This is a genomic window from Ruegeria sp. CJ6 (assembly GCF_056536665.1).
Window position 1 is genome coordinate 440,160 of sequence record NZ_JBQFQB010000003.1, and the last position, 26,731, is coordinate 466,890.

At 56.2% G+C, this 26,731-nt stretch carries 25 protein-coding genes; 10 read left to right on the forward strand and 15 right to left on the reverse strand.

What is annotated here, in order from left to right; all coding sequences use genetic code 11:
• Nucleotides 1-57: 57 nt before the first annotated feature.
• From ACR0BT_RS11840 to ACR0BT_RS11875, 8 genes are all read right to left on the reverse strand, one after another.
• Nucleotides 58-666 carry a nucleotidyltransferase family protein gene (locus ACR0BT_RS11840; protein ID WP_480763203.1) on the reverse strand — a complete coding sequence of 203 codons (609 nt, stop codon included), beginning with the start codon at nt 664-666 and terminating at the stop codon, nt 58-60.
• Nucleotides 659-1,441 carry an XdhC family protein gene (locus ACR0BT_RS11845; protein WP_480763205.1) on the reverse strand — a complete coding sequence of 261 codons (783 nt, stop codon included), beginning with the start codon at nt 1,439-1,441 and terminating at the stop codon, nt 659-661. Before ACR0BT_RS11845 ends, ACR0BT_RS11840 begins: the two co-directional genes overlap by 8 nt.
• A complete protein-coding gene (locus ACR0BT_RS11850) occupies nt 1,438-2,619 on the reverse strand; it encodes a vWA domain-containing protein (protein ID WP_480763206.1) in 1,182 nt (393 codons plus the stop codon). The genes ACR0BT_RS11845 and ACR0BT_RS11850 overlap by 4 nt, the downstream gene beginning before the upstream one ends.
• Nucleotides 2,616-3,491, reverse strand: a complete 876-nt coding sequence (locus tag ACR0BT_RS11855; protein WP_480763207.1) for an AAA family ATPase — start codon at nt 3,489-3,491, stop codon at nt 2,616-2,618. The genes ACR0BT_RS11850 and ACR0BT_RS11855 overlap by 4 nt, the downstream gene beginning before the upstream one ends.
• A 46-nt stretch (nt 3,492-3,537) precedes the next feature.
• A complete protein-coding gene (locus ACR0BT_RS11860; RefSeq protein ID WP_480762186.1) occupies nt 3,538-5,967 on the reverse strand; it encodes an aerobic carbon-monoxide dehydrogenase large subunit in 2,430 nt (809 codons plus the stop codon).
• Complete coding sequence (locus tag ACR0BT_RS11865; protein ID WP_170392521.1) at nt 5,964-6,458, reverse strand: (2Fe-2S)-binding protein; 495 nt, start codon at nt 6,456-6,458, stop codon at nt 5,964-5,966. Before ACR0BT_RS11865 ends, ACR0BT_RS11860 begins: the two co-directional genes overlap by 4 nt.
• A 12-nt stretch (nt 6,459-6,470) precedes the next feature.
• On the reverse strand, nt 6,471-7,325 hold the full coding sequence (locus tag ACR0BT_RS11870) for an FAD binding domain-containing protein (protein WP_170513581.1): 855 nt from the start codon (nt 7,323-7,325) through the stop codon (nt 6,471-6,473).
• Nucleotides 7,326-7,436: 111 nt separating this feature from the next.
• A complete protein-coding gene (locus tag ACR0BT_RS11875; protein WP_170420487.1) occupies nt 7,437-8,552 on the reverse strand; it encodes an MHYT domain-containing protein in 1,116 nt (371 codons plus the stop codon).
• Here ACR0BT_RS11875 and ACR0BT_RS11880 point away from each other — a divergent pair.
• Nucleotides 8,529-8,741: a hypothetical protein gene (locus ACR0BT_RS11880; RefSeq protein WP_170402087.1), complete on the forward strand. Its 213-nt coding sequence runs from the start codon at nt 8,529-8,531 to the stop codon at nt 8,739-8,741. The genes ACR0BT_RS11875 and ACR0BT_RS11880 overlap by 24 nt on opposite strands.
• Before the next feature lie 96 nt (nt 8,742-8,837).
• Here the strand turns inward: ACR0BT_RS11880 and ACR0BT_RS11885 are convergent, their stop codons facing one another.
• Complete coding sequence (locus tag ACR0BT_RS11885) at nt 8,838-9,182, reverse strand: adenylate/guanylate cyclase domain-containing protein (protein WP_480763208.1); 345 nt, start codon at nt 9,180-9,182, stop codon at nt 8,838-8,840.
• Between the two features lie 241 nt (nt 9,183-9,423).
• On the opposite strand from ACR0BT_RS11885, the gene ACR0BT_RS11890 reads away from it, so the two are divergent.
• Entirely contained in the window at nt 9,424-10,701 is a 1,278-nt protein-coding gene (locus ACR0BT_RS11890) for a tetratricopeptide repeat protein (RefSeq protein WP_170646656.1), read from the forward strand.
• A gap of 127 nt (nt 10,702-10,828) precedes the next feature.
• On the opposite strand, the gene ACR0BT_RS11895 is transcribed toward ACR0BT_RS11890, so the two are convergent.
• The 4 genes from ACR0BT_RS11895 to ACR0BT_RS11910 are packed head-to-tail and all read right to left on the reverse strand — an operon-like array spanning nt 10,829 to nt 16,380.
• The gene (locus ACR0BT_RS11895; protein WP_223116892.1) at nt 10,829-11,677 is read right to left on the reverse strand and encodes an ABC transporter six-transmembrane domain-containing protein; all 849 of its coding nucleotides are present in this window, start codon (nt 11,675-11,677) and stop codon (nt 10,829-10,831) included.
• A gap of 6 nt (nt 11,678-11,683) precedes the next feature.
• Nucleotides 11,684-12,103, reverse strand: coding sequence for a DUF2141 domain-containing protein (locus ACR0BT_RS11900; RefSeq protein ID WP_170512800.1), 420 nt, complete (start codon nt 12,101-12,103; stop codon nt 11,684-11,686).
• Nucleotides 12,100-15,228 carry an efflux RND transporter permease subunit gene (locus ACR0BT_RS11905; protein ID WP_480763209.1) on the reverse strand — a complete coding sequence of 1,043 codons (3,129 nt, stop codon included), beginning with the start codon at nt 15,226-15,228 and terminating at the stop codon, nt 12,100-12,102. The genes ACR0BT_RS11900 and ACR0BT_RS11905 overlap by 4 nt, the downstream gene beginning before the upstream one ends.
• Nucleotides 15,229-15,231: 3 nt before the next feature.
• A complete protein-coding gene (locus tag ACR0BT_RS11910) occupies nt 15,232-16,380 on the reverse strand; it encodes an efflux RND transporter periplasmic adaptor subunit (protein WP_480562474.1) in 1,149 nt (382 codons plus the stop codon).
• Nucleotides 16,381-16,481: 101 nt separating this feature from the next.
• Here ACR0BT_RS11910 and ACR0BT_RS11915 point away from each other — a divergent pair, with 101 nt between their 5' ends.
• Nucleotides 16,482-17,099, forward strand: coding sequence for a TetR/AcrR family transcriptional regulator (locus tag ACR0BT_RS11915; RefSeq protein WP_170420473.1), 618 nt, complete (start codon nt 16,482-16,484; stop codon nt 17,097-17,099).
• 327 nt (nt 17,100-17,426) lie between these two features.
• Here the strand turns inward: ACR0BT_RS11915 and ACR0BT_RS11920 are convergent, their stop codons facing one another.
• Nucleotides 17,427-19,022 (reverse strand): GMC family oxidoreductase, encoded by a 1,596-nt coding sequence (locus ACR0BT_RS11920; protein ID WP_480763210.1) that lies wholly within the window; start codon nt 19,020-19,022, stop codon nt 17,427-17,429.
• Between the two features lie 109 nt (nt 19,023-19,131).
• On the opposite strand from ACR0BT_RS11920, the gene ACR0BT_RS11925 reads away from it, so the two are divergent.
• From ACR0BT_RS11925 to ACR0BT_RS11940, 4 genes are all read left to right on the forward strand, one after another.
• Nucleotides 19,132-20,370, forward strand: a complete 1,239-nt coding sequence (locus ACR0BT_RS11925) for a TRAP transporter substrate-binding protein (protein ID WP_170402109.1) — start codon at nt 19,132-19,134, stop codon at nt 20,368-20,370.
• A gap of 66 nt (nt 20,371-20,436) precedes the next feature.
• Entirely contained in the window at nt 20,437-21,102 is a 666-nt protein-coding gene (locus tag ACR0BT_RS11930) for a TRAP transporter small permease (RefSeq protein WP_170392533.1), read from the forward strand.
• Complete coding sequence (locus ACR0BT_RS11935; RefSeq protein WP_170392534.1) at nt 21,102-22,460, forward strand: TRAP transporter large permease; 1,359 nt, start codon at nt 21,102-21,104, stop codon at nt 22,458-22,460. Before ACR0BT_RS11930 ends, ACR0BT_RS11935 begins: the two co-directional genes overlap by 1 nt.
• Before the next feature lie 11 nt (nt 22,461-22,471).
• A complete protein-coding gene (locus tag ACR0BT_RS11940) occupies nt 22,472-23,251 on the forward strand; it encodes an IclR family transcriptional regulator (RefSeq protein ID WP_170661686.1) in 780 nt (259 codons plus the stop codon).
• Nucleotides 23,252-23,522: 271 nt separating this feature from the next.
• Here ACR0BT_RS11940 and ACR0BT_RS11945 read toward each other — a convergent pair whose 3' ends face one another.
• On the reverse strand, nt 23,523-24,560 hold the full coding sequence (locus tag ACR0BT_RS11945; RefSeq protein WP_480763244.1) for a LacI family DNA-binding transcriptional regulator: 1,038 nt from the start codon (nt 24,558-24,560) through the stop codon (nt 23,523-23,525).
• 171 nt (nt 24,561-24,731) lie between these two features.
• Here ACR0BT_RS11945 and ACR0BT_RS11950 point away from each other — a divergent pair, with 171 nt between their 5' ends.
• From ACR0BT_RS11950 to ACR0BT_RS11960, 3 genes are all read left to right on the forward strand, one after another.
• Complete coding sequence (locus tag ACR0BT_RS11950) at nt 24,732-24,923, forward strand: hypothetical protein (RefSeq protein WP_170392536.1); 192 nt, start codon at nt 24,732-24,734, stop codon at nt 24,921-24,923.
• A 31-nt stretch (nt 24,924-24,954) separates the two neighbouring features.
• On the forward strand, nt 24,955-26,100 hold the full coding sequence (locus tag ACR0BT_RS11955) for a TRAP transporter substrate-binding protein (RefSeq protein ID WP_170392537.1): 1,146 nt from the start codon (nt 24,955-24,957) through the stop codon (nt 26,098-26,100).
• A 102-nt stretch (nt 26,101-26,202) separates the two neighbouring features.
• Entirely contained in the window at nt 26,203-26,718 is a 516-nt protein-coding gene (locus ACR0BT_RS11960) for a TRAP transporter small permease (RefSeq protein ID WP_170392538.1), read from the forward strand.
• The last annotated feature ends 13 nt before the right edge of the window (nt 26,719-26,731 follow it).

Here is a 26,731-nt window from a genome sequence, read left to right on the forward strand (position 1 = left end):
GTTCAGTGGTCATTTCGAGCGATTTAAGACGCCTGCGCATCCAGATCAGAAGTCGGCTCATGAGATCGGCTCCTTCGCGGTTGCCAAATGGGTCGCATAGTCATCCGGGGTATCGACATCGGTGTAGAACCCTGGCGATGGCAGCGTAGCGGCTTGTACATGTTCGGGATGATCGCGCGTAAAGCCCAAGCAGCCGGGGCGTACGGGGTTTTCCAGCAATCGCCGGCGCAATAGCTGCGAGATAGTAATTGGATTGCCTCGTGCGCCGTTATGGACAGGTATCGTCACTTTAGTCGCATCACCTGCAACGTGAGCGGCAATCAGATCTTGCAGATCCTGAGTGGTCAATAGCGACTGATCACCCAAGCCGATCAGAAGCAGATAGGCGTCAGGTGCACAATGCAATCCCGTGGCAACCGAGCTCTGCTGGCCGCTGGTGAAGTTTGCATTGTGAACCAAAGAAACAGCTAGCCCTGATAACGCCCGGCGCACGGCGCTCGCCTCATGTCCTGTTACCACCGTCAGGTCAGTATCAATGGCGCCTAAGTAAGCCATGGCTACACGGCGGATCATCGGTACGCCGTCTATTGGTAACAGCAGCTTGTTTTGCGCCCCCATGCGACGGGAAAGACCGGCGGCCAGAAGGATCGCGGCAACATCAGCCATCGGCAAGCCCCACAGTCTGCCGTCTGACACGGACTAACTGCGCAAGGATCGACAGCGCTATTTCCTCGGGCGTGACCGCCCCCAGGTCCAGACCCGCCGGGGCGTGGACGGTGTTGATGGCCTCGGGCGCTATGCCGGCGGACCTTAGTTTTTCCGCCAATGTCGAGAATTTCCGCGCGCTTCCGACGAAGGCAACATAGTCGGGCAAATCTGTCAGTACGGATTTGAGCGCGTCCAGATCTCCTTGGCCTTGCGTCGCAATGACAACGAAGCGTCGTCGATTGCACGTCGTGTCAGCCGACGAGGTGCCAGAAACCGACCAGTGGAATTGCGGTGCCAGGGAACTAAGCGCTTGGGCCACAGGGGATGCGCCAAGCACGACAAGTTCAGGCATTGGCAAACAGGGCTCGATAAAAATGTCGACGGTGCCTTTTGACGGGCAACCATTGCGCGCAAAGCGCGTCCCGTCGATCTCATCCCCCGCTATCACGCCCATTTCTTCCAGGAGTTCCTCGGGCGCGACAGAAACCAGTTGCGGCTGACCGGCGCGCAAAGCCTCTACCGCAGCGCGTTTGACCGCGCCACGCGTGCATCCGCCACCAAGCCATCCATGCAGGATTGTCCCGTCCGCGCTGAGCAGCGCTTTAGCACCCGGCTTGGCCGCCGTCGCCCCCGCAGTGCGCACGATTGTCGCGAAGGCGAATGGTTCTTGCCGGTCACGCAGGTCTTGTGCCGCATCGGCAAGGTCCGTGTCTAAGATCTCTGCCGGACTCATAGCGTCACCAATTTTGGTTCCAGGGCGGCAAAATCGGCAAGGGTGTTGGCCGGTTGAAAAAGGTCGAGATAAGGCAAGGCCGCAGCCATTCCGCCAGCTACGGGCGCGTAGTCGCTCCAGCCCTTCAATGGATTGAGCCAGATGATCTTACAGCCGCGTTTTCTCAGCTTCTCAAGCGCTGCTGACAGGATTGCGGGTGGCTCGGTATCATAGCCGTCCGACAGGATCACTACGACAGACCGGCCATCTACAAAGCGCCGCGCATAGGTATCGGCAAAGCGTTGCAACGATGGCCCGATCTTTGATCCACCGCCGAAGCCATCTGCCATCAGCGACATCCGACCAATTGCACGCAGTGCGTCTTTGTCGCGCAATGCTTCAGTGATGCGAACCAGCCGTGTGTGAAAAAGATAAGCGTCGGCATCTTTGTCAGCGCGCATCAGCCCAGCGAGAAAAGCAAGGAAAACTTGTGCATAGACGCTCATCGATCCCGATACATCGCAAAGCGCTACGATTTTGCGGCTGCGATCTGGGCGAGACTTGCGCAAGAGCTGCAGAGGTTCCCCTCCTGTCGCAAGGCTCAGGCGAATGGTCTTGCGAAAATGCAGGCGGTCGCCTTTGCGGGCGGCGATCCGACGGCGCGAACGTCGGTCGCGCAAAGCGGCACCGATGCGACGCGCAACTGCTTCGGCCTCTGCGATATCATCCGCGCGGACCAGATCACGCAGATCGCGGCGGCTGAGATTGCGTTGCTGAGTTGCGATAAGTTTACCGGTGCCGTCGCTGTCGGCCTCGCCGTCACCGGAATCAGGAGCGATGGCGCTGCCCGATGCGCCCATATCCTGACCCTTGGCTTGACGAGAGGAATGCACGTCATCGCTGAGCGCAGACTGCGCTTTGGGCACGGCCCTTTGCTTCACCCGACCGGAATCCATCCAAAAACTATCGAAGAGGCTGTCGAACCGTTCGGCCTCATCCTTGCATCCTGTGCAGATGGCTCGCAACGCGCGACGGCTTTCATTCGGGACAGCGGCATTGACCTCTCCGAGGGCACGCAAGGCAAGCTCTGCCTCTGCCACACCTAGGCGAAGGCCGTTCTGGCGCAAATGCGCAATGAACCCGGCGACACGGGCCGCTGGCCCCGGATCACGCGCCGCAAATTTGGAAACCCGGCTCATGCGGCCTTCCCCGCGATGCGGGCCGCGACTTCAGCGGTGATCTGTGCCTGATCGCTTTGAGTTTTCAGCAGCGTGGTTAAGGTGGAGTGCAGCACGGTTGGATCGTCGGTCAGATCCGCAATCCCAAGTCCCATCAAGGCGGCAGCAAAATCGAGCATCTCAGCGATGCCGGGTGTCTTTTCCAGTTCCTCCTCGCGAAGCTTTTGTACAAAGCCTACGACTTGCGCGCCAAGACGCGCCTCAATCGCAGGGCAGCGGGCTTTGAGGATTGAAAGTTCTGTCTGTCGGTCCGGATAATCGACATAGGTGTAAAGGCAGCGACGACGCAGTGCATCGGATAGATCGCGTGTGCCGTTTGAGGTCAGGATCACGATCGGCTTGCTAGAGGCCGTGATGGTGCCGAGTTCCGGCACAGTCACTTGATAGTCGGCCAGAACTTCCAGCAAGTAGGCTTCGAATTCCACATCAGCGCGGTCAATTTCGTCAATCAACAAAACAGGCGGCGTGACTTGGGTAATGGCGGCCAATAGAGGGCGTTCCAACAGGAAATCACGGGAAAAAATACGCTCCTCAACGCTTTTGCCCGTCTCACCATCTTCGGCGGCGGCGCGGATCGTCAGCAATTGCCGCTGGTAGTTCCATTCGTAGATGGCCTGTGCGGCGTCGAGCCCCTCATAGCATTGCAGTCGGAGCAATTTGGTGTCGCGCGCATCGCTCAGGGTGCGCGCGACCTCTGTCTTACCTACGCCCGCGGCGCCCTCCAGAAGAAGGGGCCGCTCCAACGTCAGCGCCAAATGGAGAGCAACTGCTAGGTCGTCGGATGCGACATAGCCCTGCCCTTCAAGAGCGGATTGTAAATCGGTCCAGGTCATGTGTGTCTCCGGGCAGAGCGGAACGTCTCCGCCCTGCCTTTCGCCTTTAGCCGTGCAGGCCAAGCTCATTGGCGGTCTTCCAGATCCGCCAGTGATCATGTGGCATGTTGGTATGCCGCAGACCAAAGGCCCGGAACGCATCCTGCACCGCGTTGGAGAAGCATGGCACCCCGCCCACATGCGGACTTTCGCCCACGCCCTTCGCACCGATGGGATGATGTGGCGACGGCGTGACGGTGTAGTCGGTCTCGTAATTCGGAACCTCCCATGCCGTCGGCAGGAAGAAATCCATCAGCGTGCCCGTCTTCACGTTGCCCTGATCGTCATAGGCGATTTCCTGGCCCAAAGCGACGGCGAGTGCTTCGGTCAGGCCGCCATGCACCTGTCCTTCGATGATCATCGGGTTGATCCGGGTACCGCAATCGTCCAGCGCGTAGAAGCGGCGGATGTCTGGCACGCCTGTATCCACATCAATATCCATCACGCAGACATAGGCACCGAACGGATAAGTCATGTTTGGCGGGTCATAGTAGCTAACCGCTTCAAGCCCTGGCTCAATCCCTGGAATGGCCTGATTGTAGGCGGCGAACGCGATTTCTTTCATGGTCTTGAACCGCTCGGGCGCTCCTTTGACCACGAAACGGTCGACGTCGAACTCGACGTCATCGTCATGCACTTCCAACAGATAAGCCGCGATCATCTGCGCCTTGGCGCGGATCTTGCGCCCAGCCATGGCCGTAGCCGCCCCGGCAACCGGGGTCGAGCGCGAGCCGTAGGTGCCCAGACCATAGGGCGCGGTATCGGTGTCGCCCTCTTCGATGGTGATGCTATCGGCAGGTAATCCGATCTCGGAGGCCAGTATCTGTGCGAATGTCGTCGCGTGGCCTTGCCCCTGCGAAATCGTTCCAAGCCGTGCAATTGCAGAGCCCGTGGGATGGATGCGAATTTCGCAGCTATCGAACATGCCGAGACCCAGGATATCGCAATTCTTCACTGGGCCGGCACCCACGATCTCAGTGAAGAAACTGAGACCGATTCCCATGAGCTTGCGCGTTTCGCCCCGTTTGAACGCCTCTACACGCTCGGCCTGTTCCTTGCGCAATCCCTCGTAGTCGACGGTGCTGAGCGCTTTGTCCCATGCAGTGTGATAATCGCCAGAGTCATATTCCCAGCCAAGCGCAGCCTGATAGGGGAATTGCTCTTTCTTGATGAAGTTGATCCGGCGCAAATCTGCCGCGTCCATGTTCAACTCGATCGCCAGCACCTCGATCATCCGTTCGATGAAATAAACCGCCTCTGTCACGCGGAAGGAACAACGGTAGCTGACCCCGCCCGGCGCTTTGTTGGTGTAGACGCCATCAACCTCAAGGAATGCAGTCGGGATGTCGTAAGATCCGGTGCAGATATTCATGAAACCCGCCGGGAATTTGGTTGGGTCGGCGCAGGCGTCAAATCCACCATGGTCCGCTGTCACATGGCAATGCAACCCGGTGATCTTGCCGTCCTTGGTGGCAGAAATGCGGCCCTTCATCCAATAGTCGCGGGCAAAGGCGGTGGTCATCAGATTGTCCATCCGGTCTTCGATCCACTTTACCGGCTTGCCGGTGACGATGGAGGCGACGACCGAACACACATAGCCCGGATAGGCCCCAACCTTATTTCCAAACCCGCCGCCAATATCGGGAGAGATCACACGGATATTGTGTTCCTCGATCCCGGAAATCAGGCTGACCACAGTGCGGATAGCATGAGGCGCCTGGAACGTGCCCCAAAGAGTCAACTTGCCATTGACCTTGTCCATTGAGGCGACACAGCCGCAGGTTTCCAGTGGGCATGGGTGCGTACGGTGGTAATACATGGTCTCTTCGGCAACGACCTCGGCATTGTCGATTGTCTCGAATGTTGGATCCTTGTCGCCCGCTTCCCACGTGAAGATGTGGTTGTGATGCTTTCGAGGACCATGTGCTCCATCGATTGGTTTGCCATCCTCGCCCACGGTGTCTTCACGCAGAACTATCTCTGATTCCATCGCCTTGAACGGATCGACCAGAACCTCAAGCTCTTCGTATTCGACTTCGACGGCCTCGATTCCATCCGCCGCCGCATAGCGGTCTTCGGCCACCACAAACGCCACTTCCTGGCCTTGAAACAGAACCTTGCCATCGGCCAGAACCATTTGCTTGTCGCCGGCCAGCGTCGGCATCCAATGGAGGCCGAGCGGTTCAAGGTCCTTGGCGGTCAGCACAGCGAGAACGCCGGGCACTTCAAGCGCTGCCGCCGTATCGATGTTGGTGATCCGTGCGTGAGCGTAGGGAGAGCGGACGAAATCTCCAAAGAGCATCCCGTCAAGCTTCACGTCATCGACGTAGTTGCCCTTGCCTTGAGTAAAGCGGGCATCTTCGACCCTTTTGCGCGAACAGCCCATGCCCTTGAGGTTCGCAGTGCGTTCCTCACGATCTGGTGTCATGTCATTCATTGGGCCGCCTCCTTGGCTGCATTCATCTCGGCCGCTGCGGCTTTGATGGACTTCACGATGTTCTGATACCCGGTACAGCGGCAGATATTACCTGCCATGCCAAAACGGATCTCTTCCTCGGACGGGTTCGGGTTCTCTTCGAGCAACTTTGCCGCGCGTGTGATCATGCCCGGTGTGCAGTAACCGCATTGCAGCCCGTGATGTTCCTTAAACGCCTCTTGCAGCGGGTGCAGCGCGTCAGGCCCACCGATGCCTTCGATGGTTGTGATATCCTTACCATCAGCCTGTGCCACGAACATGGTGCAGGACTTGACTGATTTGCCATCAATGGTGACGGTGCAAGCGCCACAATGGGAAGTCTCGCAGCCAATATGCGGGCCGGTGATGTTGAGCCGCTCGCGCAGCGTGTAGATGAGAAGTTCGCGTGGCTCGGCAAGGAATTCCTCTTCCTTGCCGTTCACCGTGATCTTGTAGTGTTGTTTCTTTGACATCGGACGATCTCCTCACGCACGCGACCAGGCGCGCTCAATGGCGCGGGTCAGAATGATACCTGCCACGTGTTTCTTGAAAGCGACGGGGCCGCGGTTGTCCTCGGTGGGGTCGATATCACCGAGCATGGCGGCCACAGCGGTCTTAATGGCATTTGCATCGACGCCGGTGCCAACCAGAGCGGCCCCAGCCGCCTCGGAAAAGACCGGTGTGTCGCTCAGATTGGTCATTGCAATCGAGGCGGAGGCACAGGTGCCACCTTCTTTCACGATCTGGACTGCAGCAGCAGCGGTAGCATAATCGCCAATCTTGCGCTTTTGTTTTTCATAGGCGTAACCGCCATGCGGCGTTGGGATGGTGACTGCAGTCAACACTTCTTCGTCTTCCCGAGCGGTCATGTAGGCGGCTTCGTAAAACTCGCGGGCAGCGATTTCGCGTTCCCCGTCAGGACCCTCGACAGTGAAACGCGCATCCAGGCACTGCATCAGGCCGGGCATGTCATTGCCGGGGTCGCCATTGGCCACGTTGCCACCAACTGTCCCCATGTATCGGACTTGCGGGTCTGCGATCTGAAGGGCAGCTTCGCGCAGAATCGGAGCGGCGTCAGCCAGTGCGTCGTGATCAATAATCGCGTGCTGGGTGACCATCGCACCGATGCGAATACTGTCACCTCCGATCTCGATATCAGACATGCCGCCAACATCCTGAAGATCGATCAGATGCGGCACATCCGCCATCCGCAGCTTCATCATCGGAATCAGGCTGTGCCCACCGGCCATGACGCGGGCATCATCGCCATGCTCTTCCAGGATCGACAGCACACCGGCCATGTCCTTGGGTCTGTAGTATTCGAATGCCGCTGGAATCATCGGCTCTCCTCCCTTCAAGCAAATGTTCTGGCTGAAAGGATCACTGCATGCGCTTGGATGGCGACGCTTCAGTAAATCAACAAAAAACAGGTATTTTGCACGAAATGCGCCCTAGGTCGCACGAATTGCACCGACCTGCGATGCAAGCGCATCCTGAACCGTCTTGAGTTTGGATCGACTGACCGGCGCGGGTGGCAAACCATCCCCGTCGAACAGGCATCGACCCTTATCCTTGGTACGCTCAAACCGCGCCACGCGCTGAGGATTGACAAGGTAGCTGCGGTGGGTCTGGAGAAATCCGGTGGGCACCAATCGCTTGGCGGCCTCGGTCACTGGCCAGACACAAAACAACCGATCCGTTTCGGTGTAAACTTGGGTGTAGTGCCCATCCGCGCGCAAAAACAGAACATCTTCGGCAGAGATGAAGACCTTTCCACCATCCCGTTCGCAAGGAATTTGCAGCAATGGTTTTACATCCACGGTCGCTTCTGTTGGCTCCGGGTCTTTCCTCGAAGGTCCTGGCAGGTAGGTCACGCTGACCCACAAGCAAGCACCAAATATGATGAAACTGAACAGGATTACGCCAATGGCCAGCGTCTCATTGCTCATCAACGGGCCAAACTCAACCCCACTTGGCACCGCGACGAAACGGGTGCTCGCCAGAGCAAGAAAATGAACGGTGCAAACCGCCGCTGCAAAACACAAAGTGCCCAGCAAAATGTTTCTGTTTGTTCGCTGCCCGTAGGCAATCGCGAAAGCCAGCATACAAAGCGCTATTGCAGCAATCGAGGACAAGATGACGCCACTGGGCGTATACACTGCCCGGCAAAGCTCCAAGCCAGCCATGCCAATATAGTGCATCGCCAAGATGCCCAACCCAACAACGCCTCCTGCCATCGCAATCGTGGCGCGGTTGCGTTCGGTGAAATGCAACAGAATAAGCGCAGCTCCGACGAGCAGGATCGCGACAAGCGCAGACACAAGTGTGATTGCAGCGTCGTAATAGAACAGGATCGGCATCTGAAGCCCGAGCATGGCCACGAAGTGCATGGCCCAGATTCCACCGCCAAGCGAAACAGCTGCAAGAGCCACCGAGGCCTTCTTTTCAAAGACCGGCTTCGTCGAAAGATCTCGCGTCATCGACAATCCTGTAAACCCTGCCACGAAGGCAACAATGCAGGACATGGCGACGAGGAAACTGTTGTGGCTGACGTCGAGAAACTCCATTGTCGCAAATTGGCTAAAAAGTATGCGTTTGGCAAATGGATCAACGATGTCGGACGTTCAAAGAGCGGTTACACATTAGGCGATGCCCAGCTCCGAAGCATTCGTGCCGAGGTGGCTAGCATGCTGCTATTCGGCGGCTTTGAGGCCAAATCCGCCGTTCATATTGATTGGGTGAAAACCACAATTTAAGGCTAATGAAGATCTGCTCGGCCCCACGCGCCGTCATCATTTGATGTTTAATTTGTGACTTCCAAAAGCTGTTGGGTGGAATGGCTAGAGATGCCTTTAGACCGCTCTAAAAACTTGCCAGTCTTCGGATAAGCCCTTCAGTTCTTTTGTTCCAAGACTTTCGAAGTCCAAACCGGACCCAGCCACCAGATCTTTTACTGTTCTGGAAACGACGATGTCGCCGCCTCCGCCCAATTCAGAGATACGCGCTGCAATGTTAACGGCAATTCCGCGCACATAATGCAAAGAAACTTCGACTTCGCCTGTGTGAACCCCTATGCGAACTTCCAGATTCAGCTTGGAAATGGCATCGCCAATCGCCTTGCCACGATGGATCGTCTGGCCGGGTCCGTCAAACGTAGCGAGAAAGCCATCGCCATATACTTGGTAGGCAATGTGCACCTCATCACTGTGCCTCCTTAGGACAACCCTATTGGCAAAGAAAGGCTATGAGGCACGCTTGGTTCAATCAATATCTTTTCAATCAGTAGTGAAGGCCAGAAGGCCAGCCCGTTAACCGATGGTTCGATCCTTATAGCAATCGATTATCCACAATAGTGCTTATGGTTTCGCTTTTTGTGCTAGCGTTGGGCAGTTGCGAGCACGCACGTTTGAGTATGCTTACGAAAGTGGGAGTATGGAGATGCTGGTTGACCGATATGGACTGACGCTGACGACCAGCCTGCCAGAGGCGCGGGACGCCTATGTCGCGGGGCTTGATCACATCCTTGCAGCAACGTTTGGTGCAAGCGAAGCTTTTTCCGCCGCCATCACGGCCGATCCCGGCTTCGCCCTCGGTCACGTTGGGCTTGCTCGAGCTCGAATGTATGAAAACGATATGTCTGGCGCTCAAGAGGCAATGGCGTCGGCCCGCGCCTGCGCATCTGGGTTGACTGAGCGCGAGGAGGGTCATCTCGCGGTATTCGATCTCTTGCTTCAGGGACGTGTTTCACAGGCACGAAGCGCAGTTCTGAAGCACGCTGCTCATCACCCCCGCGATGTCCTTGTCGCGCAGATCTGTACCAACATTTTTGGTTTGATTGGGACATCGGGTGAGCCTGGTCGGGAAAGCACGCAACTTGCCTACACGACCAAATTATTTGATGCCTTGGGCGAAGACTGGTGGGTTATGAGCGTACACGGTCAGGCGCTGTGCGAAGTTGGGCGGCTTGATGAGGCCATGTCCATGATGGACGGCTCGCTCGCTTTGAACAACGCCAATGCAAACGCGTCACACTTCAAAGCGCACACGCTCTACGAGCAAGGTTATGGAGAGGCCGGTCGCGCATACCTTGCCGACTGGATCGCGGATTATGATGTGCGCTCGGTATTGCACGGCCACTTAAGTTGGCATCGCGCTCTGTGGGCCTTGGAGCAAGGGGATGAGGCTGAGCTATGGACGATTTACGAGGGAGCTATCGCACCCGCAGCGTCCTATTCGTTGCCGATAAATGTTCTAACCGATGCTGCTGCACTTTTGCACCGCACTGAAATTGCGGGTCTAACAGTTGCGCCCAAACTTTGGCGCGACCTGAGCGAATACGCATCACGGTTTTTTCCAAACCCAGGCATGAGTTTTGCGGACATACATGGCGCGCTGGCTCATGCAATGGCAGGGGAAGGGGAGCGCCTTGCGGTTCTGACCGAAACAAGCTTGGGTTTTGCGGCAGATCTTGTTCGCCCGGTGGCCCGTGCGTGGGGCGCGATTGCGCGACAAGATTGGACGGATGCGCTGCAACAGCTGACTCAAGTCATGGCAGATCACGCTCGTCTGGGTGGCAGCCGCGCACAGCGTGACCTTTTGGAGCTGACTTACCTGCATCTGCTATTGAAATCCGGCCATATTCAAGAAGCTCATCGAACGATTACAGCGCGACGCCCGATCTTCAGTCATAATGCGCCCGTTGCAGGCTTTGTCTGAATTCACAAAGCTCTAGTTTATCAGCTCTTCTTACCCCTCCTTTAGCTAGGCTGCGCACGACCGGAATGGACTGTTTACTTCCTGATTACAAATCCCGTATCACGCCATTTATGGTATGCAAGCCTGATCAATCGCTCTGCAACCTGGTCGTAATTTCTGACAGGCGAGACCAGGATTGTAAGGTGACGGGCAAAGCAAGTGCGGCTTCCGCAAACTCCCACGAATAGCTGATAATCGAAAATATCATGCCCGGTGTCGCATCCAGGTTTTGGGTCGCGAACCACAGGTTGAATAGGAGCAGACCTATTAACAGAATGAAGATTACGCCATACAGAACGGCTTCGGTATCCGAGAGCTTTACTTCGAACCGGCGCAGTTTACTCAGGTGGACGAAAACCGGACGGTCACGTCGTTGTTCCAGAACACTGACCTGATGCTCCATTTGCTCATTCAGCGCACGGTTCCATTGCCAAAACGTCGAATGAAACAGAGCGTATACAGATATCATTCCGACAAGAACCCCACAGGCAGACAGGGCCAGAACTGGCGAGAAGTAAAACAGCAAAATTGCTGATACGACGAACTGCACCACCCCCGCGATTGCCGAAGGCAGGATCTCTTCAAGAAAGTCGGCCAGTTCGCGCCCCATGCCGATCCGGGCGTTCAGCGACGAAATTGGAAGATTTGAAAACCGTACGGCAAGCGCCTTGCCCAACTCGACACGGATCATACCGTAGACACGTGTATCGTATATCCGCCGGATCACGCTGATCATAGTGAGGGCAACCATGAGCGCACCTAACTGCACAAAGGGCTCAAAATCTTCGCTCAGCAATCCATCTATGGCGAAGCCGACGAACAGCGGAATCAGAACCGTCAGGGCAGTTTCAGCCAGGATCAGGAACCACGTAATCCCTACGCGCCAGCGGAACACACTCAGAAGCGTGCCGATTGTCAGTTTTCGATCTGTCAGCATGGCGAATTACTGATCATAGTGAATGCGAACACGCACATCGCCCGGCCAGACCGAGGCAGCCTTGAAATCCGGCTCGTCCTGAGGGTCTGAGGCACCTGTTGAACCCAGCCCCTCCAACAGTTTCGTCTCAGTCATGTTCAGGTCATCGTCCTTGTTTTCGTCATGAAACAGCAGCACAGCGTATGGGCCCGCGTTCAGGTCAGAAAACTCATGGCTGACGCTGCCTTTACGTGACGGAATCTGGGCGTAGTCAATGGCGCTCCAGACATCCAAACTGTCAAAGGCGCGCGCGTTATCGAATACAAGGATCACGATGTTGCCCTTGGCGTTGCGGATGCCGTCCACAGTCACATTCAGACCCTCGGCGGAGGCCGGAGTCGCAAGCGTTACCACGGCGAATGCAGGGGCTAGAAGGTTCCGTATCATGGCTTTGTCCTTTCTTCAGAAGGCTGCGGAAGGGGTGACTTGAAAATGGCAATGACATCCTCGGTGATGGCGATCAGTGCCGGCACCAACAGCAGCATGAGGGCTGTGCCGAAGAGTTCTCCAAAAGCTAAAGAGATTGCCGCAGGGATCAGATACTGCGCTTGCTCAGAGGTTTCGGTCAGCAAAGGCAGCAGACCAATCACTGTAGTTGCGGTGGTCAGAAAGATCGCCTTGAAACGTCCAATGCCTGCGCTTCTCAGCGCCAGATTCACGGGCTGACCTTCCTCTCGCGCCTGATTGTAGCGGGTGATCATGACCAGACTGTCGTTCACAATCACACCGGTCAGAGCAAGCATGCCGAAGAACGAAAACAGCGACAGCGAGACACCCATGATCAGGTGCCCGACGGCGGCTGCGATAAAGCCGAATGGCACGATGGCCAGAATGACGAAAGGCTGCCAATAGCTTTTCAACGGCACGGCCATCAGCACATAGATCAGAACGGCTGCCAGCAACAGCGCGCGCTTCAGGCCATCGCTTATATCGGCCATTTCTTCCAGTTCACCGGCCGGCAGGACGGTTACGCTGGGATATTTGGCACGGAGTTTCGGGACCAGTTGCTCGAACACCGCCTGCCCCACCTCTTCGGGAGCAACAAGGTCGCGGTCGATGGACGCGGCTACGATGTTCATGCGCTTGCCGTCACGGCGATCGATAGTGCCAGAGGCATAGGTGCCCTCGATTTCGGCGACGGTCTCAAGCGGCACCCAGGCGCCGGATGCGCTGCGCAACCGGGTCTGCACCAGATCCGCCAACGTATCGCGGTTTTCACGCGCGTTCTGTACGACTACGCGGACTTCGGACCCATCGCGTCTGACCTTGGTCACCTCGGCCCCGCCGAACCCATAGCCAATCTGTCTGGCCAGAGCCTCGGCGTTAAAACCAAGGTGCCGCGCGTCCGGGCGCAGGCGGAGTTTCAGCTCAGGTTGGCCGCCCACCAACCCATCCCTTACATTTGCCACGCCCTCGATGTTCGACAGGAAACCTTTCATTTCAGCGCTGGCTTGCTGCAGAAGATCTTCGTCTTTTGACGCCAACCGGATTCGGAACCCTCCGGCAAGCGTTTCCGATCCGGTGAACTCCAACTCGGTGGCGCCCTCGACCGCACCGACCCGGTCGCGCCATTCGCGGACCACAGAAAGGATCGGGACATTCGGACGCTCAGCTACCGGGATCATTTCAGCGAATACTTGCGCATTTCCAGCGCTGTTGATGATGGTGAATACTGTCTGAACGGGTGGAGCAGACATACTCGCCTCTTCTGCAAGCTCGACGTTCAGCTCGTTCAACACGGCTTCGATCCGATTCACGTTCGTGCGGGTCAGTGCAAAGGGGGCGCGGGCATCCATTTCCAGGTTCATCGTGATGACCTGACCGGGCACCTCGGGAAAGAACACCGTCCTGACCTTGCCCTTGTACATCAGGCCAAGCCCCAGCGTTGCGGCGGCAATGAACAAGATCAGTACAGCGTAGCGCTGACGCACCGCCGCGACGAGCAAAGGCTGGTAGATGCGATCCCGCACCCAGTACAGCCCGCCCTGCGCAGAATCCTGTACCCGCCCCCACAAGCGGGTCAGCAAGTATCGACGCTCTTGCCGCATCGAAACCTGCGCCAGATGTGCGGGCAGGATGAATTTGCTTTCGATAAGCGAAAAGATCAGCGTCAGGATCACGATGCCCGCGAACCCGGCAAGTACCTTGCCCAGCGGATTGTCGATCAACAGCATCGGGAAAAAGGCTGCGATTGTGGTCAGCACGCCAAAGACGGTCGCAACAGCCACGCGATGCACGCCGCGTTCCGTGTCCCTAATCGGGTCCTTCCCCTTGCGGCGTTCTTCAAAAACGCTTTCGCCGACTACAACGGCATCATCGACCAGAATTCCCAAGGCAATGATCAGACCAAAAGTCGTGACATCGTTCAGCGAATAGCCCACCCATTTCGAGCCCGAGACAGCAAGCGCCCCCATGACCGAAACGGGAATGCCTATGGCAACCCAGAAGGCCAAACGCACGTTCAGGAAAATCGACAGCATCAGGGTCACAAGGATCAAACCCTGCACCCCGTTTGAGCGCAACAGCGCCAGACGGTCCGAGATGTAGCCAGCGCTATCACCCCAGACCTCGACCTGAACCTGCGACGGCAGCTGTCGGCTGAACTCGTCAACCGTGCTGCGCACGACATCACTGATCTCCAGCAGGTTCTCCTTCTGCCCGACCAGAACCTCCATCCCTACGGTTGGTTTGCCGTTCAGGCGAAACAGGTACTCGCCGTCCTGAAACCCGTCTTCGATTTTGGCAATATCGCCCAAAGGCACATAGGAACCGTCGTCACGTTCGATGATCGGCAGAGCTGCGTATTCCGGCACGTATTTCGCCCTGTCATCGGCCCGCAGATAAATCGTGCCACCATCGGTCCTCAGACGACCTGCCTGAAAGGCTAGCGAATTCCCTTCGATGGCGCGGGTCACATCCGAAACCGTCAACCCATAGTGGCGCAGCAACGCCGGGTCGATTTCGATGCGTAATTCACGCGGTATCAGGCCCCAGATTTGCAACCGCGACAATTCCGGTTGCGCCAGCAACTCTTCTTTCAGGCGTTGCGCCAAGCTCTGTAATGTGGCGGGGTCTGTTTCTCCGAACAAGTTCAGATACAGCGCCGGGAAATCGAAACCCGAGGCTTCGATCACGGGTCGGCGCGCAGTATCAGGCAGATCAGTCAAGCCGTCGATCCGAATACGGACACGATCCAGGACGGCTTGTAGTTTCTGGCCACCTGCGCGGCGAACAGTCACGACACTTAGGTCATTTTGGGATTGTGAGGTCACACTACGCACGCCCTCCAAACCTTCGAGGGCCTGCTCAACTTTCTGGGTCACCAATTCATCAACCTGTTCGGCTGTGGCGTCCGCAAACTCGATCGCGATTGTAACACTTTCCGGCGGAATGCGGGGGAAGCCTTCGATCCGAATGTTCAGCAGCGTTTGCACCCCAAGAAATAGGATCAGCGCCATCATCAAATTGGCAGCGACCGGATTTCGAATAAACCAGGAAGTCAGAGCGTGCATGGCTCAGCCCCCATCTGATTGCGGCGTCACCCGCTGACCCGGTAGAAACGAGGCCAAAGGTGTTTTGGCCACGCGCCACGGGCCGGTCCCTTCGGGAGCCGATACCGTCACTGTACTTTCGCTGCGGAACAGGATGTTCGGGCTAAGTCTCTGCAATTGGTCCTTATCGTCTACAAGCCAAATGTATCCCGCACGGGTCAGGACGCTTTCGGGTAGGGTTAATGTGTCCGAGATCCGGCGTCCGGGAATGTGAACCTGCAGGAAGTCTCCGGCGAGTATGCGTTCATCGGGCTTTGTGACATCCAGAAAGACCCGCACCTGCCGTGTGTCTTGATCCAGAAACCCTCCTCCACGCCGGACTTGAGCCCGCCCCAACGCTCCGCCCGAGCGCTGTGTCAGATCAGCAGTGGCGCCAGAGATCGGATGATCCAACAACGCCCAGTCCGCCTGACTAAACTCGGCGACCAGTTCGAATTGCTGGTCGTCCGAAAGGTGTATCAGGGCATCGCCTGGGTTGACCGTCTGGCCCAGGCTGGCAAAGCGATGGGTTACAAATCCCGAAAAAGGGGCGACAACCTCCGCGTCCTTCAATTCATTTCGCGCCGCATTCAGCCGTGCCTGCGCAGCTGCAACGGATTTCTCGGCAATGCGCAATTGCGGCAGATTCACAGCCAGTTCGTTTGGCGGTTCTGTTTCATCCCGGTCAAACTGTCGTTGCGCGACTGTCACTTTGTTCTGCGCGCGCAATAACGCCAGTTCCGCTTGCTCAAGCTCCATCTCAGCGGCTGCAACGGCGCTTTGATAAGGTGCATTTTCGATTGAAAACAAAGGGGCACCCCGTTCCACCTTAGTCCCTGCCAAAGCGGCGTTGTGTACTGCAATGATGCGCCCGGACACAGCAGATCGCAGCTTGGCATCCCACCGAGGCCGAACTTCGGCAAACGCCGAAACCCGCGCTTGTACGGTTGCTGAAGCAACCGTGACGACCGAGACGGTCGGTGGCGGAGGTGAGGTCGTTGTTGCCTGAACATCAATTGTATCTTCTGTATCAAACAGGAGGATGACGATCGCTACAAACAGTGCCAACGATAGTCCAATCCAAAGCCATCGCCGGGTCGGTCTTTGCCGAGTTTCCAAAGTTTTTTCTGTCATAGACCAGTCTTTCCTGTGCCGCCGAATCCATTGCACCTTGTGGCATTCGATAGAGTGTCATATATTATGAACGATCGTTCGTTCAATATTAAGTTGAAAAAATGTCCGATGACACCAAGAAGCCGGAATCAATCCGGGAAAAGGCAACAGCCAAGCGTCGCAACCAGATTTTGGAGGCCGCAGTTATGTGTTTCCTTGAGCGGGGCTATCATCAGACAGGCGTCCGCGATATCGCTGCGCGGGCGGGCGTCAGCCTTGGAAATCTCTATAATCATTTTCGCGGCAAACATGATGTGCTTGTAGAAATCGCAATACTTGAACGCCACGAGATGGAGCCGTTTCTGAAAATCCTGAACTCAGATGCGCCCGCGCCCAAAGTCATAAGAAAGTTCATCAAGGCCTACGCAAAATACCTTGCTGCGCCGGAAAACGTTATTTTAACATTGGAAATTTCGAGCGAAGCAGTTCGTCAACCGGACATCGCGCAGCTGTTCGTCGAGAACCGGTCGAGTTTGACTGAGGCCCTGGAAGCCGTAGTGAAGCGAGGAATTACTGGCGGTGAATTGCGCGCCGTTCCGGATCCCCTTCAGGCGTCACAACTGGTGATCGAAGTTCTGGAAGGCAGTGCATATCGTAGTGTGCTGTCAGAATTGCCCATGACCGGGATCATTGTGTGCGCTGAAGACTTTATTATGAGTTCCCTGTTGGCACGTCATTAGCACGTGGGTAGCGTGTCGTTTTGGAATTCGTGAATGTTAGCCAAAGGGAGCTGCCTGAGACATTCATGTAGGCAGCAAAGACCGATTTTGAGCCGGCCAAAACGCGGGGGAGGTCAAAGGAAAGTTGGATTTGCGGTTAGGACTATTGGCTAACGCAATATCATCCGAGGTTCGGTTACCAGACTTCGTTTAGTCACAAGACAAAGCGGTCGCAAAGCGAATGCAGATTCCAACCACCGGCACAGCGCCAGATCGTTTTTGATGCGATTGACGCACTGATCTATTGATACTGTAGGGATCAGGCGATCAGATACGATGGCAGATTTCTCAAGCATCCGCCTTAATCAGGTCGCTTGCCTTTTCGCCAATCATGATCGCTGGTGCGTTGGTGTTGCCGCTAACGATTTCCGGCATGATCGAACAATCAGCCACCCGCAGGTTCGAAATACCGTGTACCTTTAGTCTTGCGTCGACAACAGACGTCTCGGCGTTCCCCATCGCGCAGGTGCCGGTTGGGTGGTAGATCGACACGCTGTTCGATCTGGCCCAATCCAGAGTGCCTTCATAATCTTCGCAGCTCAGCTCTGCCGTTGGTCGAAACTCTTCTGATATCTTCGAGGCCAGAGGGTTTTGTTTGGCAATCCCGCGCGCGATGTTCACGCCGTCGACAATGGTTCGGCAGTCCGTTTCAGTAGACAGATAGTTCGGGATGATCTTGACATGTTCGGATGGGTCCGGTCCGTTCAGGCGCAGCTCTCCCCGACTTTCCGGACGCAGTTGGCAGACCGACATCGTGAAGGCCGAAAACGGATGCACACCTTCGCCTGGGCTGTCGGCGGACCAGGGTTGCACGTGGAACTGAATGTCGGGCGTCTCAACATCGGGCCGGGTTTTCATGAAACCAGTCGCAAGGCTGGCGGCCATTGTCATCGGACCCGCACGAAATAGTGCATATTTCAGCGCGATTCGCGCCTGATTGAACAGGCTGCGAACTTCGTCATTCAGTGTGGGCTCATTGCATTTGAACACCAGCCGCGCCTGCAAGTGATCCTGAAGACCTTTGCCAACACCCGGCAGGGCGTGCAGCGGTTTGATACCATTTTCCTTTAGATGATCCGGCTCTCCGATCCCTGACAACATCAGGATTTGGGGAGAGTTGATCGCCCCGCCGGACAGGATGACCTCGCGCCGAACAGTCAGGGTCTGCTCGGCACCAGAACGATCCCGGTAGACCAGCCCGGTTACTTTTTTCCCATCCAGAACCACACGCGACACAAGCGCTTTGGTGATGATGTTGAGGTTCTGACGACCGCGAATGGGCTTGAGATAGGCGACGGCGGCGCTACACCGGCGGCCATTGCGCGTGGTCAGTTGGAAGTAACCCACGCCTTCTTGCTCGGCCCCGTTATAATCTGGGTTGAACGGGTAACCGGCGGCCTGTGCTGCTGCGACCCAGGCATCGCAGATCGGGCGCTGAATGCGCATGTTGGACACTGACAAGGGGCCGTCGACGCCATGATATTCATCCTCGCCGCGCTCTTGATCCTCACAGCGTTTGAACAGGGGTAGCACATCTTCCCAGCCCCAACCCTCGTTGCCCATTTGCCGCCAGCGGTCGTAATCTTCCTTCTGGCCACGCACATAGAGCAACCCGTTCAGCGAGGATGAGCCACCCAGCACCTTGCCCCGTGGCCAGTCGATGGATCGACCGTTAAGGCCGGGGTCGGGCTCAGTGCGATAGCACCAGTCAACCGAGGGGTTATGCATCGTTTTGAAATAGCCGACGGGGATGTGAATCCACGGGTTGGTATCGCGGCCACCTGCTTCGAGCAGCGCAACAGTTGTGTTGGGGTCTGCGCTCAACCGATTGGCAATGACACAGCCCGACGATCCTGCGCCAACAACTGCATAATCCACCTCCATGACCGCCTCCTTCCAACGTCGCTGAAAAAAACTCTATGCAAGATGCAAGAATTATACTAGCCTTTTTTGATACAAAACGTCTCAATAATTGCGATCAGGGAGGTAAGCAATGGAGATCGGACGGAAACTAAGTGGTATTTCACGGCGAGATTTCTTCCGCGTGGCCGGGCGTTACGGCATGAGCTCGACACTGCTGGCGGCGGGCGGGTTCGGCGGCGCGATGAGTCTGGCGAATCTGGCGCAGGCCGCCGAATCCACCTATGAAAAGCGCTTTTCGAAAGAGCCGAAGCACACGCTGAAATTCGGCGCGTCGGGCTTCAACACCCGCAACCTGTTGATTGAACGCGCCGGCGCAATTGAGTTCGCGCGCGACCTGGAAGAACGCACGGACGGCGAGATTCGCATCGAATTCATCGGCGACAACCAGATCTGCGGCCAGCTGAGCTGTGTCGAAAAGACCCAGCAGGGAATCGTCGATATTTATGCTGCCTCAACTCAGAACTCGGCCGGAGGCGCACCTTATCTGAACGTGCTGGACTACGCCTATATGTTCCCCAGCCGCGCGGCGCAGTATCACTTCTTTTATAGCCCGGCGAGCCAACGCATCCTGCGTGATCCGCTGGAAAAACGGCACGGGTTGAAGTTCCTGTTTACCCATTGTGAGCTACGCGGCCTGCAAATGGGATCGACCTTTGCCGACAAGCCGACCGTCACCAAACTGGAAGAGTTGTTTGGTACCAAGAACCGCGTGACGGGTACGCAGTTGGGCCGGATCGCAATGCAATTGCTGAATCTGAACCCAGTCCCGGTGGCTTGGGAAGAGACGCTGGATGCGCTTAAGACAGGTCTGATCGATGGGGCGGAAACCTGGGCCTCGGCCGTGGCTTACGCCAACATGGCGCCGGTGGTTTCGCAGTCGGTCAATCTGAAATTTTTCTGCGGCACTGAACATACGTCCATGTCGGCCGAGGTCTTTGACGGTCTGAGTGGAGAATTGCAGGACGCAGTTATGGAATCTTCCTACTTCACTCAAGCGTTGATCCAGGGTGCGAATGAAGCCGCATTGCTGAATACGGTAGGCTTCTCAGAGCCGCAATTGCCGGACACTATCTTCGCCGAAAATGGCGTGCGCCCGGCATTCCTGGCTGACGATCAGATCAAGCTGGCCGAAGAGATGTGCGCCCCGAACTACAACCCAGAGCCTTGGGCCCAGTGGCGCGAACGTCTGAATAAATGGGCAGGCGGCATTGATACCTATCAGGAAATCTACGACATCGCGCGCGAGATTCCGGCCGACACCCTGCCGGAAAATGTCGAACCGCGCCGTTGGTGGAAAGGCGAAGCCTGATAGACTGTTACGAACCGGCCCTGAGCGGGCCGGTTCAACTTCATACCGACTGGGAGGACGGGGTTCATGTCGTTTTGGGCAGACATCGGCGCGATTTTCAGCGCCTTTCTCAGCCAGGATTCGTTCGAGATTCAATCCGCACTGGAATCCGACGCCGCCTGGGTGTTGGGCGCGATTGTCTCGGCGATTGGCGGAATCGTGATCATGTTGATCTATCGGGCGGTGCCCTTTGTTGAACGTCATCTGGAACGGTCGGTGATGGTGTATTCCTACCTTGCGATCGCATTAATCATCTTCTGGGGCGTGATCGACCGGTTTGTGTTCAACGATCAGGAACCCTGGTCGACCACCATTCCCCCGCTGCTGTTCATGGTCATGGCGTGGTTTGGGGCGTCGTACAATGTCCGCCTGCGCACACATTTGAGCTTCAGCGAATTCCGCACTGCAATGCCGAGGGCTGGGCAATTGGCTTGCCTGATACTCGACGCGATATTGTGGTTCATCTTTGCGGTGATCGTCATCGTGACCACAACACGGCTGGTGGCATTGTCGGCATCAAACTTTCAAATCGTTCTGGGAACAGACAATATCATGCAGTGGTGGTTCCTTCTGGCCGCACCGCTGTCGTTCTTTCTGATGGTCGGGCGCGTGTTTCAGAACCTTGCCGATGATCTGAACAACTGGAAAACAGGCGAGCCGCTGATCAAGCAGGCCGTGATCGGAGCAGACTGATGACAGACGGAACTATGGTCACACTGATCTCTCTTGCGGTCACCTTTCTGTTCATGCTGGGCGTGCCGGTTTTGTTGGTAATCGGCTATTGGGTCATCGGCTGTTCGTTTGTTCTTGGCCTGACGCTGGACAACATGGGTGCTGAACTTCTGAACGTGTTCAACAAGGGTTTCGCCCTGCTGGCGATGCCGCTTTTCATCCTGACCGGCGACCTGATTAATAAATCGGGCATCGCGCGGCGGCTCAGCGATTTCGCCTATGCCTGTCTAGGCTGGATACGCGGCGGGTTGGCGATGGCATCCCTTGGGGCTTGCGGATTGTTCGCAGCAATCTCAGGCTCAAACTCGGCCACAACCGCCACGATCGGTTCGATGCTGCACCCCGAGATGGTCAAAGGGGGTTATGACGAACGTTTCAGCGCAGCCACCGCTGCGGCTGGTGGAACTGTGGGGATCATCATTCCTCCCTCGATTATCTTCATCGTCTACGGTTTCCTGATGAACCTGCCGATTTCCGAGCTATTCGTCGCGGGTATCCTTCCGGGCGCGCTGATGGTCTTTGGCATGCAGTTCGCCTGCTGGATCATTTGCCGCATGAACGGCTGGGGTCATCTGATCCCGCTGCAACTGAACCGGGTGTTGAAAACTGCATTCGGTGCCTGGCTTGGATTCTTCGCCATCGGGCTGGTGCTGTGGGGTATATACACAGGCAAATTCTCACCAACTGAGGCAGCCGGAGTGACGGTCGGCTTCTGCGTTATTGCAGGGTTGGTCAGCTATCCGATCAATCGGATCATGGGCGCGCGGAACGACATCTCACCCACCGAAAAAAGCTATGCCGAGATGTTTGTCGTCGAAGGCTTCACGATCCCCGAGATCCCCTCAATCGTGATCCGCTCGGCCCAGATCACAGGTATCCTCGCACCGCTGATCGCGATTTCTGTGGTGATGCAGCAGATCCTTTCATTGCTTGGCGCTCAGCAAACCATTGGGGATTTCGTAACCTCGATGGGTGGCTACCATGCGGTTCTGTTTACTTCGATGGTGATCGTTTTCTTCTCGGGCATGGTACTCGAAAGCCTGCCTGTCACGATCATCCTGGCCCCGATTCTGGCACCGATTGCGGCCTCGGTCGGGATTGATCCGATCCATTTCTCGGTAATCTTCCTTGTGGGGGCTTCGATTGGCTTCATCACACCCCCCTACGGTCTCAATCTCTACGTGGCATCAGGGGTGACTGGCGTTCCCTACTTCCGTCTGCTTCGGTACACTGTGCCCTATCTAGCAGCGCTGATATCAGTGTGGATTTTGATCTCGCTTGTACCTGATCTGGCCTTGATCCTGCTGCCAAATAACTAGACTGTTGCGGGATGGCCGAAACGGAAACACAAGACAAAGAAACCCAGATCCCAACTAACTTGCGCCTTCTCCTCATCCTTGAGGAGGTGGCGCGACGCGGGGTTGCCGTCAAACCATCGGACCTGATCGAGACACTCGGTCTGGCGAAACCAACAATCCACCGTTTATTGCAAACAGCAGAGGCCGAAGGTTTCCTGCAGCGCGATCTGGATGGCCGCTCATACGGTCCTGGGCACCGTCTAAGGTTGCTTTCAGTCAACACCATGTCGTCCGAGCATCTGCGCACAGCGCGTTTGGCGATCTTACGCAGTGTCGCCGAGCAGGTTGGTGAGACATGCAATCTCGCCATTCCTGACCGAGAGGGCATGATCTATCTTGACCGGGTTGAGACGAAGTGGCCTTTGCGCATTCAATTACCGGTCGGGACACAGGTTCCCTTTCATTGCACCGCCAGCGGCAAGATGTACTTGTCCACGCTCCGGCAGAAAACACTGGATGGATTTCTTTCAGCAGGAAATCTGCAGCCACAGACTGAAAGTTCCCTGACCGATCCGCAGTCATTGCGCACGGAAATCCAACATATCGCTCAGAACGGTTATTCCACTGATGATGAAGAGTTCATGAGTGGAATGGCAGCCCTAGCAGTACCCGTTCAAGATGGGCAAGGCCGATTGGTGGGCACACTTTCGGTTCATGCACCGACACAACGTCACAACGTCAACAGCCTGATGTCGTTTCTGGGTATCCTGAAAAAGGGGGCAAATGAACTTTCGGCTCTGTTAACCACGTGACCAGAACCTGAAAGACAGCCGCGACAAAATAATTTTTGCCCGATTGCCGCGGCAGGCATCGTCCGGTTCGGGGCATTCTGCATCGCAACGGATGAGCCGCGTACAAAGGCCTTCCTCACAGCTTTCTTAGTCTGCTAGCCATAAACTCTTAGTCTAAGAAATACTCACACCAGTAGTTCAAGTTGGATTGGCCGTGCATGCCGAATCCGGGTCGTACATCGTTGGTAGATTCGAGCGGGTAGATTTCCAGAGATAGCCCTCAAGGTTGGGATCACACAATAGTGCGGGCAGGACCGAGTGATTGACGTAGTCTTATTTCTGTCGGCAACTCAACACTTTGACCGCTGTGCGCATCAAGGAGTATCTGGATCAGCATCCCAGCGGCGCGACGACCCATCTCGCGATGCGGGACATGGACCGTTGTAAGAGCGGGTTCGGCGAGCATTGCAATTTCGATATCGTCAAAACCGGTAATTGAGAGATCCCTAGGCACCTCAAGCCCCATTTCCCGAGCCGCACGTAAGGCTCCGACCGCCAAAACATCATTGACGCACATCACGGCAGTCGTTTCTGGTGCGGCTGTCATGACCTCGCGCAAAGCAACTTCACCAGTTTCAACGCCGTAAGCGGTCTCGAAAAGAAACATTGTATTCGGGTCCTGACCGGCCTCTTGTTTGGCATCCCGAATGCCTTGAACGCGTTCCCTTGCCCGATCATTCGAAGCGGTTGGAGCAGAGATACACGCGATATGCTGATGCCCATATCCAATGACCTGCCGGGCAAGGGCAAACATCGCAGCCCGATTGTCAAAGCCGATGGCCGGCGGGGATTGGTCAGGATCAAATGACCAGGCGATCAAAGTTGGTACACGCTGCTTTTCCAGAAACGCATAGATTTCCGGTTCGCGATCGTACCCAATCAGCAGCAACCCATCTGCACCCCGCGCTACCAACGCACGCACCTGTTGTTCTTCCAGCTCTGAATCATAGGCGGACGAAGCAACCAAAAGCGTTTTACCATGCCTCACCAGCTCTTCCTGAAACGCCTGTAATCCGCGTGCAAAAACAGCGTTCTCCATAGTCGGTATCACGGCGGCGATGGTATTTGTCTGCCGTGCCGCAAGGGCTTGGGCTCCGAAGTTCGGCGCATACCCAAGTTCTCGTACAGCTGCCAGAACTCGTTCCCTTGTGCTTTGCCCTACTCGCTCTGGCGAGTTCAGGCACCGCGAGACGGTTGCGGTGGACACGTTCGCATGTCGGGCAACATCTGCAAGGGTTGGGACTGTGTTTTCGTGACCGCTTTGAGGCATGGTTTTTCTTGTCATTCTGGATGGGCAAATAGCTCAAGACGAATTCTATCAAAAGCACGATTTGTCGGGAACCTACAGCACATATGCAATGTAAGCGCTTGCATAACAAAATGTAAGCGCTTACATTGCGGGCGACTCAGTGCGAGACATTGGATGGGTTGGGGAGGACGCATGCCATATTTGATAGCTGGAATATTGCTGCTCGCGTTTGTAGCGAACGTAGTGATCGGAGCAGTGTCGAATGCGCCCTTGGTCAACAATATCTGGGAAATGTTGATCTTGTTTGCTGCGGCCATCGCCTTTTCGATCGGCATTCTGCGGAGCGAAGCAAAAGAAATTTCGGAGAAAAAATCAAAGGAATAAATCCGAAAAAAGTCCAACGGGAGGAGAACACATGGACAAGACTAAACAGGAGCTGGCTTCGGCCGAGCGTCGGAATTTTTTGAAACTCGCGGGCACCGGCTCGTTCACGGCGGCCATGGTCGCCGGCGCGGCTGGGACATTGTGGTCCAGCGAAGCGGCAGCACAGACCGCCGCCGAGGAACGCGATCGCGAAAACGCGGCTGAATTCAAGATGACGTTGGCAACGGCCTATGTTCTGGGCGCGTCTCGCAGCTATCCGATCATGCAGCTGGACCTGAAAGAAAACATCCAGAACATGACGAATGGCAAGGTCTATGTGAAACTGGCTCCCGGTGGCCAGCTTGGCGCGGGCGGAGCACTGGCGCAGGCAGTTCAGGGCGGGACAATACAAGCGGCGCAACACTCGTTGTCAAATTTCGCGCCCTTCGCAAGCGTCGTCGATCTGATCAACCTTCCATATTTCTGCGGGTCCAACCAGCGGTTCACGAACCTGACTTCCTCCGAAGCTTGGAAGGCGGAAGTAGACCCCAAGATCGCGGCATCCGGCTTTAAAGCGCTGATGTATATCGTGATCGATCCGCGCGTCGTCGCTGTTCGCCAGGGAGGCAACGCAATTATCACCCCCGGCGATATGTCCGGTGTCAAATTCCGCGTACCCGGATCAAAAATGCTGCAGCAGTATTATGGCATGGTGGGTGCGAACCCGACGCCTGTTGCGTGGGGTGAGACTCCGTCAGCGATCCGGCAAGGCGTCGCAGACGCGCTTGATCCCTCGGTGGGCGCGTTGCATGTCTTTGGCTTTGGTGAGATCCTCAGCCATGTGACCTTCACTCAGGCGGTGCCGGACAGTCAGGTCTATTCGATCAACCTTGAATGGTTCGACAGCCTGCCGATGGACGTCAAGGAAGGTATCGAATTTGCGGGCGAAGTCACCCAGCAGCAGAACCTTTCCAAAGTGCCTTCGGCACGGGCCTACGCCATGTCTCAATTGATCGCGAACGGCGTCGAGTTCCACTCGCTCAGCGAAGATCAGTTGGGCGAATGGAAAGAGGCCGGTGGCTATCAGCGCAGCGAATGGGACAGCTTCAAGACCGAGCTGGCCGGATCGATGGATGCGTTCGCCAAGCTGGAAGAAGCCGCAGACACGCGTGCGAAATACTACGTGCACGACGCCTGATCGCGTCTTCGGGCCGGCGCGTCCAGCGTCGGCTCATCCGATGTTTGCCCATTAAAAACCCACTAGAACACGTCGCCGCCGCGTGACGGTAGTGAGGATGCTATGTCTCAGCTCTTTCGAGCGATTGATAAAAATGCCGAACGTTGGCTGCTTTTAGTCTTCTACGTCATGCTCGTCGGCACGATGTTTATCGAAGTGGTCCGGCGCGAGGTCTTTGCCTACTCGTCCATCTGGGGCGAAGAAATCGTCCGGTATGCGTTCATCTATCTCGCATGGATCGGTGCCGCCGCTGCGGTCAAGGAACGCGGGCATATCCGCATTGATGTTCTGATGCACTACGTCCCGCGCACGGTCAAAACGCTGCTCTACATCTTCGGCGACATCGTGATGTTCATCGTGGCACTCGTCGCGATCTATTGGTCGTGGGAGACAGTCCACGTGTCCTGGAAATTCGGGTCTGTCACGCACGGCCTGCGGATCAGCCAGGTCTTTTTCCTCATGGCGGTGCCGTTTGGCTTCGCGCTGGTCATCTTTCGGCTGGTGCAGTCCTTCCTCCGCGACATTGCCGACCTTCGAACGGGCCGTCCCGTCTACGAAGGCGACAAGCTGTTTGATTAAGGGAGGGCCTGAG

Excerpts from the sequence above, each read along its gene's own strand:
- ACR0BT_RS11945 (WP_480763244.1), bottom strand. The coding sequence starts at position 24,560 with ATGCCTCAAAGCGGTCACGAAAACACAGTCCCAACCCTTGCAGATGTT.
- ACR0BT_RS11890 (WP_170646656.1), top strand. The coding sequence starts at position 9,424 with ATGCTGGTTGACCGATATGGACTGACGCTGACGACCAGCCTGCCAGAG.
- ACR0BT_RS11930 (WP_170392533.1), top strand. The coding sequence starts at position 20,437 with ATGTCGTTTTGGGCAGACATCGGCGCGATTTTCAGCGCCTTTCTCAGC.
- ACR0BT_RS11895 (WP_223116892.1), bottom strand. The coding sequence starts at position 11,677 with ATGCTGACAGATCGAAAACTGACAATCGGCACGCTTCTGAGTGTGTTC.
- ACR0BT_RS11960 (WP_170392538.1), top strand. The coding sequence starts at position 26,203 with ATGTCTCAGCTCTTTCGAGCGATTGATAAAAATGCCGAACGTTGGCTG.
- ACR0BT_RS11840 (WP_480763203.1), bottom strand. The coding sequence starts at position 666 with ATGGCTGATGTTGCCGCGATCCTTCTGGCCGCCGGTCTTTCCCGTCGC.
- ACR0BT_RS11850 (WP_480763206.1), bottom strand. The coding sequence starts at position 2,619 with ATGAGCCGGGTTTCCAAATTTGCGGCGCGTGATCCGGGGCCAGCGGCC.
- ACR0BT_RS11940 (WP_170661686.1), top strand. The coding sequence starts at position 22,472 with ATGGCCGAAACGGAAACACAAGACAAAGAAACCCAGATCCCAACTAAC.
- ACR0BT_RS11870 (WP_170513581.1), bottom strand. The coding sequence starts at position 7,325 with ATGATTCCAGCGGCATTCGAATACTACAGACCCAAGGACATGGCCGGT.
- ACR0BT_RS11855 (WP_480763207.1), bottom strand. The coding sequence starts at position 3,491 with ATGACCTGGACCGATTTACAATCCGCTCTTGAAGGGCAGGGCTATGTC.
- ACR0BT_RS11915 (WP_170420473.1), top strand. The coding sequence starts at position 16,482 with ATGTCCGATGACACCAAGAAGCCGGAATCAATCCGGGAAAAGGCAACA.
- ACR0BT_RS11860 (WP_480762186.1), bottom strand. The coding sequence starts at position 5,967 with ATGAATGACATGACACCAGATCGTGAGGAACGCACTGCGAACCTCAAG.
- ACR0BT_RS11935 (WP_170392534.1), top strand. The coding sequence starts at position 21,102 with ATGACAGACGGAACTATGGTCACACTGATCTCTCTTGCGGTCACCTTT.
- ACR0BT_RS11845 (WP_480763205.1), bottom strand. The coding sequence starts at position 1,441 with ATGAGTCCGGCAGAGATCTTAGACACGGACCTTGCCGATGCGGCACAA.
- ACR0BT_RS11925 (WP_170402109.1), top strand. The coding sequence starts at position 19,132 with ATGGAGATCGGACGGAAACTAAGTGGTATTTCACGGCGAGATTTCTTC.
- ACR0BT_RS11905 (WP_480763209.1), bottom strand. The coding sequence starts at position 15,228 with ATGCACGCTCTGACTTCCTGGTTTATTCGAAATCCGGTCGCTGCCAAT.
- ACR0BT_RS11900 (WP_170512800.1), bottom strand. The coding sequence starts at position 12,103 with ATGATACGGAACCTTCTAGCCCCTGCATTCGCCGTGGTAACGCTTGCG.
- ACR0BT_RS11910 (WP_480562474.1), bottom strand. The coding sequence starts at position 16,380 with ATGACAGAAAAAACTTTGGAAACTCGGCAAAGACCGACCCGGCGATGG.
- ACR0BT_RS11955 (WP_170392537.1), top strand. The coding sequence starts at position 24,955 with ATGGACAAGACTAAACAGGAGCTGGCTTCGGCCGAGCGTCGGAATTTT.
- ACR0BT_RS11950 (WP_170392536.1), top strand. The coding sequence starts at position 24,732 with ATGCCATATTTGATAGCTGGAATATTGCTGCTCGCGTTTGTAGCGAAC.
- ACR0BT_RS11865 (WP_170392521.1), bottom strand. The coding sequence starts at position 6,458 with ATGTCAAAGAAACAACACTACAAGATCACGGTGAACGGCAAGGAAGAG.
- ACR0BT_RS11875 (WP_170420487.1), bottom strand. The coding sequence starts at position 8,552 with ATGGAGTTTCTCGACGTCAGCCACAACAGTTTCCTCGTCGCCATGTCC.
- ACR0BT_RS11920 (WP_480763210.1), bottom strand. The coding sequence starts at position 19,022 with ATGGAGGTGGATTATGCAGTTGTTGGCGCAGGATCGTCGGGCTGTGTC.